Source organism: Paraburkholderia xenovorans, assembly GCF_046030735.1.
In the GTDB taxonomy this organism is placed as follows: Bacteria; Pseudomonadota; Gammaproteobacteria; order Burkholderiales; family Burkholderiaceae; genus Paraburkholderia; species Paraburkholderia xenovorans_A.
On the sequence record NZ_JAQQBV010000005.1, the window covers coordinates 272,955 to 284,180 of the forward strand.

Genomic DNA, 11,226 nt, shown 5'->3' on the forward strand with positions numbered 1-11,226 from the left:
TGTGCGGGTAGAATTCGGGCGGCCGACAGCGCGCGTGAATCTTCGCGCCTGGCACCGCGGCATCGTTCTGCCGACCGACTCCCAACCTCCCAATTCCATGCCAACCATTTCACATCGAACAAGCAACGATATCGCGGTGACGGTGCATCGTCCCGACACACAGGACAATGTGCCCGCCATCATTTTGTGCCACGGGTTCTGCGGCATTCAGGAGCTGTTGCTTCCGCGCTTCGTCGAGGCCTTCGTCGCCGCGGGCTATGCGGCCGTCACGTTCGACTACCGGGGCTTCGGCGCGAGCGGCGGCGAACGGGGACGCCTCGTCCCGTCGATGCAGATCGAGGATATCGGCACGGTCGTCGAGTTCGTGAAGGGCACGGCGGGCATCGATCCCGCGCGCATCGGACTGTGGGGCACGTCGCTGGGCGGCGGTCACGCACTGGCTGCCGCCGCGATCGATCCGTCGATCAAGGCGGTCGTCAGCCAGCTTGGCTTTGCCGATGGCGAACAGGTCGTTACGCGCAACATGACCGAAGCGGACAAGCAGGCATTCGTCGGCACGCTCGAACGCATGCATGAGAAGAAGCTGAACACGGGCAAGGAGATGTTCGTCTCGATTACGAAGGTGCTGACGGACGAACAGTCGAAGGCATTCGTCGAGGAAAACCGCCAGCGCTATCCGTCGATGGACATCAAGATTCCGTTCCTGACCGTTCGCGAGATGGTCGGTTACAAGCCGAAGGAGCATGCGGCGCGCGTCGCGTGCCCGGTGCTGGTGGTCGTCGCCGGTGCAGACGGTGTGAATCCGCCGGAGCAGGGCGTCGCGCTTTTTGAAGCCGTAGCGGCGGCCGCGAAAGAACTACACGTCGAGGAAGCGGCCGGCCATTACGACATATACGAAGGACGCCACTTCGACAGCAGCGTCCACAAGCAGATCGAGTGGTTCGGCAAGCACGTGTAAGGAGGGCGGGGCAGCCGGGCGGCGTGGGCCTGCGCCGCCCGACGCGTCGTCAATAAACGAAATGCCCCTGCACGTAGACCATGCGCGGCGCGCCCACCATCCGCCCTGGATTGCCGTCGATGTTCCGCGTGTAGTAACGCTTGTCCGCGATATTGTTCACGCCTGCCGTCAGGCTGCTGCCCTTCCAGCCCGGGATTTTCCAGTCGGCCTGCATGTCCCACACGCGAAAGCCGGGAATCCGGCCAACCGATGCATTCGGCGTTTCCACCACGGTGTTCGCGACGTCGGAAAACTGCGAGCTCTGATGCGTGCTCGATACGTTGAACGTCCAGCCATGTGTTTCGTACTTCAGGCCGAGCGTGTCCGTCACGCGTGAATAGAACGGCACATCGAAGCCGGCCGTGGCGCCGGATTTCTGGATCGCCTTCGTGTACGTGAAATTCGCGTACGCGTCGAGGCCGGCCAACACGCTGTCTTCGGCGAATGCGTAGTCGATCGCAGTTTCGATACCTTGGTGACGGGTTGCGCCGATGTTCCGGAACGTCGCCGGCACGACGCCCGGAAGCTGCACGATCTGGTTGTCGAACAGCATGTTGAACGCGGTGACTTCCGCGTGAATCCGCTTGCTCGTCCAGCGAGCGCCGACTTCGAATGTCTTCGCCAGTTCCGGCTGCAGCGGATTGGCCGCCGATTGCGAACTGAGTTGCAGATTCTGCACCGGACCGAACGACGTGCTGTAGTCGGTGAACAGCGTCAGCGACGAGTTCAGCAAATACGACAGGTTGACCGATGGCAACGGTTTGTTGTTGTTCGTCCGGTAGGTCTGCTTGAGCGTTTCGTCGACACGGCTCGATTCGATGTGTTCGAATCGCACGCCCGGCGTCAGGCGCCAGCGGCCGAATGCGATCCGGTCGTCGATGTACGCGGCGTGGGCGTCGGTGGCATTGTCGAACGTGCTCGTCGGGCTGATTACGCCGGTTTTCAGCGTCTGGTTGTAACTGTTGTCGTCGCCGCGTTCGCGGATGTAGCGATAGCCGACGGTGACGTCGTTCTGCAGCGGCCCGAGCGAAAAGCGCTGCGTGAAACGCGGCTCGATACCGAGCGTGTTGTAGTTGCGCGGCTGATATTGCAACTGGGTGCCGGCCGCGTTGATCAGCGCGCTGGTGCGGTAGCTCTCGTTGAAGTACGCGCGGATCTCGAACTCCTGGTTGGCTGAGATCGTGTTGAGGTAGCCGACGTCGACGGCCTTGCGTTCGCCGCTCCAGTAGTCGGTAGGACGCGTGTTCTGGAACGGGTCCGCGTTGTATTGCGCGACCGTCAGGCCGCCCGGCGTGCGCGATTTCACGTCGTAGTACGAAAACTTGCCGTAGAACTCGGAGGTCGGCGTGAGTTCGTAGCGGAATTTGAGCGCGAGATCGTTCACGCGCTCGTCGCTGCCGTCGCGCCAGTCGCGGCCCGTCATGCCCGAATACAGCAGCGCGAGCCCCAGGCCGTTGTCGAGCTGCGTGCCGAGGAATGTGTTGTATTGCGTATTGCTGCCGCCGCCGGCCGTGTAGATGTTTTCACGCACCGAGGCGTCGGCGGTCAGACCCGGCTTGTCCGGAATCGCGCGGGTCTTGAAGTTGATCACGCCGCCCACGTTCTGCGGACCGTAGCGCACGGCGCCGCCGCTGCGCACGACGTCGATCGATTCGATGTTGCCGAGGCTGATCGGCGCAAACGACAACTGCGGCTGGCCATACGGCGCGACCGCAAGCGGAATGCCGTCGAGCAGCACGGTCGAGCGCGGCGTGTAGCGCCCCGTGAGACCGCGCACGCCGATATTCAGCGAAACGGCGCTGCCGGCCGTGCCGGAGTTGTCGGTGGATTGCACACCTGGAACGCGCCGCAACACGTCGCCGATGCTCGTTGCGCCGCTTTGCTTGATGTCCTCTTTGTCGACGACCGTGCGTGCGCCGGCAAAGGTCTTGACGTTGTTCTCGAGCCCCGTGCCGAGCCAGTCGCCCGACACGGCGATCGATTCGAGTTCCGTGGCCTTGCTATCGTCGGAAGACCGGGCGGCGCTGGGCGCCGGGGCATCCTCTGCTATCGCACTTCCTGGCTGGCCGAGAAACGCAACAAAGGCGAGAGCCGCGAGCGGCGTAAGTTTGCTGCGGGTCTCTACGCGACGGCATTCGGCGAAAAACATGGTCCCAGTAATCCCTGATCTCGGTCGGCGGAAGCAGCGGACGAGAAAAGACGGTCGGGCGACCGTCTTCGGCTCTTCCGGTACTTGTTACAGAAAGTTTCGAGCAAAATTGCGGCTAATTATAAATGAGAATCAATTTCATTTGAAAGAAACCTTACTGTTCGCTTTGAGCAGGACGGAACTGGAGGTTAGACAGACGCTTGCTCGTCGGCGGAAACCAGCGACTCGACGCGAGACTTCAGCAGATTTTCCGCATCGCGCAGCCGTTTGGACGTTGCCGCGATGACTTGCCTTTGTTTCAGCAGCTTCGCCTTCTGTACTTCAAGACGCGCGGATACCAGGCTCGGCGCGGGGCCGCCATAAGACCGTCGCGCGGCGACATTGCGCACCGGATCGAGGCACTCGAGTACTTCATCTTCGTTGAGATCGATTGCGCGTTTTAGCTGCTCGCTTGCCACTGCATTGATCATCGACGATGTGATGTGTGTGGCCGACAGTCCCTGATCGAGCGTATTCCGGACCACGGCGCCGATGATGTGATGAGCGTCGCGAAACGACGTGTTTGCCTTGCGAACCAGCAAATCCGCGAGGTCTGTCACCGTCGAAAAATCCTCGGCGGCTCGCGACACCATGCGTTCGCGATTGGGCTCGACATCGAGTACGAGCAGCTTCATCAGTTCGAGCGCCTTCAGTGCTTCTTCGCAGCTCTCCCAGCATGTTCTCGTGCTTTCGCGGCTACTGTCCCCCGAATGGGTGAAGTGGGTCGATTTGACGGTGGTGAATGCGGCCGACGTCAAGCCGATCAGATGGCCCGTTTTGCCTCGCAGGAATTCGAGTACGACCGGATTCTTTTTCTGCGGCATGATGCTCGAGGTACTCGCCACGCTATCCGGAAACGACAGATAGCCGAATTCGGGCGTTGACCAGATGTAGAAGTCCTGCACCATCCGGCTGCAGGTGATCATCAGGATCGACAGCGTGGCGCTCAATTCGAGCGCGAAGTCGCGGGACGCCACGCCATCGAGCGAATTCGCCAGCGGGTAGTTGAATCCCAGCATCTGACTGGTCGAGACGCGGTCGATCGGAAACGACGTGCCGGCCAATGCGCATGCGCCCAACGGAGCGCCGTCGGCAGTGTCGAGTACATGCAGCAGGCGCTCGATATCCCGCGACCAGGCATCCACGAGTGCCGACAGATAGTAGCCGTAGGTGATCGGCTGAGCGGCCTGCATATGGGTATAGCCAGGCATCACGTAGTCGGCGAATTCGCCCGCACGGGACAACGCGGCGTCGGCGACGTCGGCTAACGCCGTGCCGATCCGCAGCACGAAACCGCGTGCGCGGATCCGGTCTATCGTCGCGCCCATGTCGTTGCGGCTGCGAGCGGTATGCAATCGCCCTCCCAGATCTTCCCCTACCAGCTTCATCAGATGCGCTTCGTAGTTGAAGTAAGCCTCTTCTCGTGCCGGATCGAGTTCGACTGCGTTCGGGCCATCCTGCTGCATCTTCAGCAATGCTCCGGCGAGCCGTTTCGATGCTTCCTTGTCGAGAATGCGTTGCTCGTCGAGCATCACCAGATGGGCGAGGTTGATCTGATTGAGCAGCTCGTAATTCGCGAAGAACTCACGATTCAGGCGAGGCAGGAAAATGTGTTGAATCACTTCTTTCGCAAGAGGCTGTTTCAGCCGGCGACTAACTTTCGATTCCATGATGTCTGATCCCGTTTTTGAAAAAAAGACTCCCCCGACGACAGCTCGCACAGGAGCGTCGGCATCGATGAGAAGGTGAAGAATGGGTGGGCGCTTGTGCGCGCCTTGTTCTAGCTGCCCAGCGCCGTCAACAGATAAAGCGCCGCAAAGCCGACAACGCATAAAACGATGAATAACGGCGTAACGAACTTGATCCACGCGACGTAATCCACTTTGGCGGTCGCGAGAAAAGCCAATAGCAAACCGTTGGTCGGCGATACCACGTTGATCAATCCTGAGCCGAGCAGCATGGCCGTGACGGTGAGTTGTCCGCTGACGCCGGACAGATGCGCGATCGGCGCCAGAATCGGAATGCTGACGGCGGCCTTCGCGGAAACGGAGTGGATCAGAATCCCGAACATCATTTCCGAGATCATCAGGCCGGCCGTCACCGCGGCGTGAGGTTGACCCTGGATCACGTTGGCCAGCTCCTGCACGATGCTGTCCTGAATCCGGCTGGTTTCGAGAATGACGCCGACGGCACCCCCGAGACCGATCATCGTGATCGGCAAAACCATGCTTTTCATGCCGTCGATCAGAGCGTCCGCCGCGTTGCTCAGCCGCATTCCACCTGCGAGCGCGATGAACAGGCTCAACGCGAGGAAGGCCGCGGCCTGTTCGGCGTGTCGCCAGGACCACACGCTCGTGCCGCCCACTAACGCCGCTCCGCCAACCACCAGCGCGATCAGGACTCTGATCTGATGCGTGGTAAGCCGTCTTGCGCCGGGCACGTAATCCGCCTTAGGCAGACGACGCAGATAGAGCATCAGATAGCCGAGCCCGAGTCCCAGCATCACGACGAAAATGCCGAGCCTCGGAAGGATGCCGCTGAAAATCGGCACCCCGGCCAACGGTTGCGCGACGGCGAGTGCATTCGGGTTGGTGACGGAAGCGATATAGCCGATGTCCGCACCGAGAACGACGATGGCCGCTGCGACGAGGTTCGGAAACTTAAGGCGCCTCGTCAGCGACAGCACAATGGGCATGATGGCCACGTATTCGGAACTGAACCCCATAAACGTGCCGCCGCATGCAATCAGCACGGTCGCGCCCGCCACCAGAACGTACGCGTTGCCGGAAGAGATATGCAGCAAGTCGTCGATCGCGGCGTCGATTGCACCCGTGGCGCGCAATACGCCGAACGTGCCGCCCGCGAACATCAACATGAAAATCAACGGCGCTTGAGCGACGAACCCTGACGGAATCGACGCAAACAGACTCACTACGCTAACGGCATGCGCAGGAGATTCGTCGGCTTTGGGAACCGTCGGCGACAGCAGCGCCGAGAGGCCGGTTTCTTTCGGTATGACCTGATACGTGCCGGGAACGACGTGCTTGCCGTCACGTTGAAATTTGCCCGCCGGAATGATGTGGGTCAGCAGCGCCGCGGCAATGATCACGGCCAACGCGATCAACACGGGATGCAAGCGACCGTGCGATTTCGATCCGGGCGTCTCCGCTGTATTCGTCATGTCGGTCGTGCTCATCGCGTAGCCCGCAGCGAGGCATTCGCTGTCCGATGTGGACGTACTGTGTTCTTGAACATACATGCACCGCCGTTTGAATGAAGCCCTTTTTGCCTGTAAGTCGCTTGTCTCCCAGCGACGTAACACCGACCATGCTTTCATCGCGAGTCATTCCGGGTGAACCCGAAGGATCTGAACCCAGGAATGGTATGGCCCGATCCACCGCGCCATGCGCTGATAGCATTGGATTACCGGTAGGTTACGAAGTAGAAAGTGCGCTGTACAATGCTTTCTATTTCACTGTCGATAGCATTTTGTTATAGGTCGGATATGAAGGTACGCCAACTGGAAGCATTCAGGGCGGTGATGCTCTATCAGACGGTCACGCTTGCCAGCGAGATGCTGCATATTTCGCAGCCGGCAACCACGCGGCTTGTTGCCGATCTCGAACGCTCGGTCGGTTTCAAACTGTTCGATCGCGTCAAAGGGCGTCTGCATCCCACGATGGAAGGGCAGGCGCTTTTCGAAGAGGTGCAGCGATCGCTTGCCGGTGTCGATCGGATCTCGCGTGCGGCGGACGACATACGAAATCTTCGTCGAGGCACGTTGCAGATCGCCGGAGCGCCGTCGCTCGCGCAGTCTTTGCTACCGCACGCAATTGCGGATTATCTGAAGTCGAAGCCGGACTCTCACGTGTCTCTCGCGGTGCACTCGTCCCGTACGGTGGTGGACATGGTGATGGGGCAGCGCTGCGACGTCGGCTTCGCGGTTCTTTCGATGAACCACACCAGTTCGCACGGAGAGCATTTGCTGTCTACGCGAATGGTTTGCGCATTGCCCGCGGGACACCGGCTATGTTCGATGGAAGCGATCACGCCCGCCGATCTTGCAGGCGAGCGGCTCATTGGGCATCACCGAACCGTTACGTCGCGCTTGCAAATCGACGCATTGTTTGCGGCGCATGGCATCGAACTCGATGTTCAGATAGAAAGCCAGGTGGGGCTCGCGATCTGTTCCTTTGTGGAAGCGGGCGCGGGAGTCGCCGTGGTAGACGCGATCAGTGCGTGGAGTTATCGCGGCACCGGTGTGGTTTTTAGACGTTTCGAACCCGCGCTCGTGACAGATTTTGCGGTGCTGACGCCTGCTCAACGGCCCGCGCCGTTGTTACTGAAATCTTTTGTTGCCCATGTCCGGGAATTCGCTGTGACGCAGCTTGGGCCGGGTCTTGTGTTGTCGTGACTTCTTTAGCGACACCTGCGCTCTTCGGCATCTTCGGCAATCGGCTGCGAGTTTCAGGCGTCGATATAAAAAACGGCGCGTACCGTGAGGCACGCGCCGTTGGGTTCGAATTGCGAGGCCCGGCATCAAACCGGGCCGCATCGATCAGAAGATGTTGCGGAAGCCGACTGCAACGCCGGTCTGGTTGTTGCGACCCGGAAAGTCGGCTTTCGCCGCGCCGGTACCGCGGATGAAATCGACCGTTCCGTACACTTCGGTCCGCTTCGACAGCGAGTATTCGGCGAGCAGCACGCCCGAGTAACGCACGCCGCGACCGAGGGTGGTGCCGTCGGCGTTGAGCGCATTGCGCGAGTGGTCGTAGTAGGCCGCCGCGGTCAGTAGCAACGGCGCCGTGACTTGCCACGTGGAGCCGACATAGAAGCCGTCGTCGATGCGATTGGTGTTCGTCACCGGCGTCGACCAACCCGCCGCCGGCGAGCCCGTCGCCGCCATGAACTGATCGACCATGCCGGTGTTGTCCTGGGCATGCAACCAGCCCGCGAATGCCTTGACCGTGCTGAACGCGTAGACCGCGCTCACGTTCACGACATTGAACTTGTTGTTATGCAGGTCGCTGTTCTGCTGGAAGCCGGCATCGAGAGACAGGCCGGCGTACGTGTACGACGCGGTCAAGCCGTACATGTTGCTTGCGCCGGTGCTGCCTGCCACGCCGCCGAAGCCGTACATGGCTTCCACGTTCACGCCGCCGAACTGGCCGTTGTACTTGACGGAGTTGTTCTGACGCAGGCCGTAGCCGAGCGCGCCCGGCAGCCAGCCGTCCTGATCGTAGTTGCCCACGGTCAGCGGATCGTAGACGTTGCCGAGCTGATCGAACAGCGGCGTGTTCTGGCGACCGAACGTCAACGTGCCGTACTGGTTGCTCGATACGCCGACATAGGCCATCCGGTTGAAGAGCGTATTCGAGCTTGCGAACTGCCCGTTCCACAGATTGAAGCCGTTTTCAAGCCGGAATACGGCGGACAGACCGCCGCCCAGGTCTTCGGAACCCTTCAGGCCCCAGCGGCTGCCGGTGATCGGGCCGATGCCCATTGCCACCTGGCTGTCGTTGTTTGCGTTGGCGTTGGTGAGGTAGCGCACGCTCGTGTCGACGATGCCGTACAGTGTGACCGAGCTTTGCGCGAAAGCGGACTGCGCCGCAATGGCGATGATTGCGCCGCCGATGGCGCGGATGGTTTTCTTCACAGAGTTTTTCCCCGTGTGTAGTTATCGGGCAAACCGCAGGCCTATAAGACTTTACGGTTCATGCGTGGCTTTTGGCCTGGGCGCAATAATATTGTCTTCAAAAAATAAAGGGTGATTGGGGTTCGCCCTGTATGTCGTTCGTCTACAACATGGGATCGACGTGAATCACGACAGACCGTTGATTCGATTTTCATACGGATGCCGAAGTTTTAAAGACCGCGGATTGCCGCAGATTGATAGAACTTCGCGGCAGAGGTTCGTGTCGTACAGGTGGCTGTGATGCGGTACATCGGCATCGGTCCGATGTCTTTCAATCAGCTTCGATCGACCGGAGTCGCCTTCTTAAAGATGTTTTCAGACAAGGAGTCAAGCATGGCCAGCAAAACTATTGCCGATTACCTCGCCGGCACACTCGCCGCAGCGGGTGTCGAGCGGATCTGGGGCGTGACGGGCGACAGTCTGAACGGGCTTGCCTACAGCCTCGACCAGATCGGCTCGATTCGCTGGATGCATACCCGTCACGAAGAAGCGGCCGCTTTTGCGGCCGGCGCTGATGCGGCTTCGAGCGGTCGTCTCGCGGTGTGCGCGGGCAGTTGCGGTCCGGGGAATCTGCATCTGATCAACGGCTTGTTCGATTGCCATCGCAATCACCAGCCGGTGCTCGCGATCGCGGCGCACATTCCGTCGACGGAAATCGGCCTCGGGTACTTTCAGGAAACGCATCCGCAGGAGCTCTTCAAGGAATGCAGCCATTATGTCGAGGTGGTGTCCTCCGCCTCGCAGTTTCCGCGCGTGCTCGCGCGCGCGATGCGCACTGCGATCGAGGAGCGCGGCGTCGCCGTGATCGTGTTGCCGGGCGACGTGGCGTTGAGCGAAGGTCCGAAGGAAGCGCCCGCATGGACAGAAAGCGCGCCACCGAGGATTTTGCCCGCCGAAGCAGACCTCGATCGACTCGCGGCATTGTTGAATGCGTCCGACGCGATCACGATCATGTGCGGCAGCGGCACGCAAGGCGCGCACGACGAAGTGGTCGCGCTCGCCGATACGCTCGGCGCGCCGGTGGTTCACGCGTTGCGCGGCAAACAGTTCATCGAATACGACAATCCATACGACGTCGGGATGACCGGCCTGATCGGCTTCAGCTCGGGCTATCACGCGATGATGTCGTGCGACACGCTGTTATTGCTGGGCTGCGATTTTCCGTATCGTCCGTTCTATCCGGCTGACGCGAAGATCATCCAGATCGACTGGAAGGGCTCGCAACTCGGTCATCGCGCGCCGCTCGCGCTGGGTCTGGTCGGTACCGTTAAAGAGACCGTCGCCGCGACGCTGCCTAAGCTCCAGCGCAAAACGAACCGCAGTTTCATCGACAATGCGCGCAAGCACTATGCATCGGCCCGCAAGGGGCTCGACGATCTTGCGACGCCAGCCGGCGCTGGGCGCCCGATCCATCCGCAATATCTGGCGAAGATGATCGACGAGGTCGCGAGTGACGACGCGATCTTTACTGCCGACGTCGGCACACCGACCGTCTGGGCCGCGCGTTATCTGACCATGAACGGCAAGCGTCAGCTGCACGGCTCGTTCAATCACGGCTCGATGGCCAACGCGATGCCACAGGCGCTCGGCGCACAAGGCGCGCATCCGAAGCGACAGGTCGTGTCTTTGTCCGGCGACGGCGGGCTCTCGATGCTGCTCGGCGATTTGCTCACCGCGCGGCAGCTCGACCTGCCGATCAAGGTAGTGGTGTTCAACAACAGCCTGCTGGGTTTCGTGTCGATGGAGTTGAAGGCGGCCGGTTACATCGACACGAATGTCGATCTCGCGAAAACCGATTTCGCGGCAATTGCGAAGGGAGCGGGGATCTTCGGCATTCGCGTCGAAGAATCGGAAGATGTGGCGGGTGCGCTCAAACAGGCTTTCGATCATCCGGGCCCGGCGCTCGTCGACGTCGTTACGTCGAAGCACGAACTCGCCATGCCGCCGACAATCGAGATCGCGCAGGCAAAGGGTTTCAGTCTCTACATGATGCGGGCGATTCTCAACGGACGCGGCGACGAAATTGTCGAACTCGCGCGGACTAACTTGCGCTAGTACTTGAGTGATGTTGTGGCGTGAAGATGCGTTCGGCGTTTCGAGTACATCTTCACGCGGTGCGTGCATCTCGCACAGAGCGTATGCGATCGCCGTATCGACGACGAAAAAATAATTGCGCAATTGGGGTTGACGGGGTGCGTGCCGCATCGCATAATTCGCCTCCCGTTTGATGACGGACGCGAAGAAAGCAGAGCTTCCAAGCGAATGATCTTTAAAAATTAACAGCCGATAAGTGTGGGCGCTTGATGCGCGATGCGGCGGTGGGCCTTTCGGGGTCTGCTGCAACAA

Annotated in this window: 7 protein-coding genes; 3 read left to right on the plus strand and 4 right to left on the minus strand. The window is 60.4% G+C overall.

What is annotated here, in order from left to right; translation table 11 throughout:
• Nucleotides 1-97: 97 nt before the first annotated feature.
• Nucleotides 98-958 (plus strand): UilS family quorum-quenching N-acyl-homoserine lactonase, encoded by an 861-nt coding sequence (uilS, locus tag PQQ51_RS07345; RefSeq protein WP_459252344.1) that lies wholly within the window; start codon nt 98-100, stop codon nt 956-958.
• Nucleotides 959-1,007: 49 nt separating this feature from the next.
• Here the strand turns inward: uilS and PQQ51_RS07350 are convergent, their stop codons facing one another.
• From PQQ51_RS07350 to PQQ51_RS07360, 3 genes are all read right to left on the minus strand, one after another.
• The gene (locus PQQ51_RS07350; protein WP_408496075.1) at nt 1,008-3,146 is read right to left on the minus strand and encodes a TonB-dependent receptor family protein; all 2,139 of its coding nucleotides are present in this window, start codon (nt 3,144-3,146) and stop codon (nt 1,008-1,010) included.
• A 188-nt stretch (nt 3,147-3,334) separates the two neighbouring features.
• Complete coding sequence (argH, locus tag PQQ51_RS07355; RefSeq protein WP_408496076.1) at nt 3,335-4,855, minus strand: argininosuccinate lyase; 1,521 nt, start codon at nt 4,853-4,855, stop codon at nt 3,335-3,337.
• Between the two features lie 110 nt (nt 4,856-4,965).
• Nucleotides 4,966-6,444 carry an SLC13 family permease gene (locus PQQ51_RS07360; protein ID WP_408496078.1) on the minus strand — a complete coding sequence of 493 codons (1,479 nt, stop codon included), beginning with the start codon at nt 6,442-6,444 and terminating at the stop codon, nt 4,966-4,968.
• A gap of 246 nt (nt 6,445-6,690) precedes the next feature.
• Here PQQ51_RS07360 and PQQ51_RS07365 point away from each other — a divergent pair, with 246 nt between their 5' ends.
• Nucleotides 6,691-7,599, plus strand: a complete 909-nt coding sequence (locus PQQ51_RS07365) for a LysR substrate-binding domain-containing protein (protein WP_408496079.1) — start codon at nt 6,691-6,693, stop codon at nt 7,597-7,599.
• A gap of 144 nt (nt 7,600-7,743) precedes the next feature.
• On the opposite strand, the gene PQQ51_RS07370 is transcribed toward PQQ51_RS07365, so the two are convergent.
• Entirely contained in the window at nt 7,744-8,841 is a 1,098-nt protein-coding gene (locus PQQ51_RS07370) for a porin (RefSeq protein WP_408496081.1), read from the minus strand.
• Between the two features lie 372 nt (nt 8,842-9,213).
• Between PQQ51_RS07370 and poxB the strand changes: the two genes are divergently transcribed.
• Entirely contained in the window at nt 9,214-10,935 is a 1,722-nt protein-coding gene (gene poxB, locus PQQ51_RS07375) for a ubiquinone-dependent pyruvate dehydrogenase (protein WP_408496083.1), read from the plus strand.
• The last annotated feature ends 291 nt before the right edge of the window (nt 10,936-11,226 follow it).

Bases quoted from the DNA above. Each gene is read 5' to 3' on its own strand.
- poxB (WP_408496083.1), top strand. From the start codon at position 9,214: ATGGCCAGCAAAACTATTGCCGATTACCTCGCCGGCACACTCGCCGCA.
- PQQ51_RS07350 (WP_408496075.1), bottom strand. From the start codon at position 3,146: ATGTTTTTCGCCGAATGCCGTCGCGTAGAGACCCGCAGCAAACTTACG.
- PQQ51_RS07365 (WP_408496079.1), top strand. From the start codon at position 6,691: ATGAAGGTACGCCAACTGGAAGCATTCAGGGCGGTGATGCTCTATCAG.
- uilS (WP_459252344.1), top strand. From the start codon at position 98: ATGCCAACCATTTCACATCGAACAAGCAACGATATCGCGGTGACGGTG.
- PQQ51_RS07360 (WP_408496078.1), bottom strand. From the start codon at position 6,444: ATGTATGTTCAAGAACACAGTACGTCCACATCGGACAGCGAATGCCTC.
- argH (WP_408496076.1), bottom strand. From the start codon at position 4,855: ATGGAATCGAAAGTTAGTCGCCGGCTGAAACAGCCTCTTGCGAAAGAA.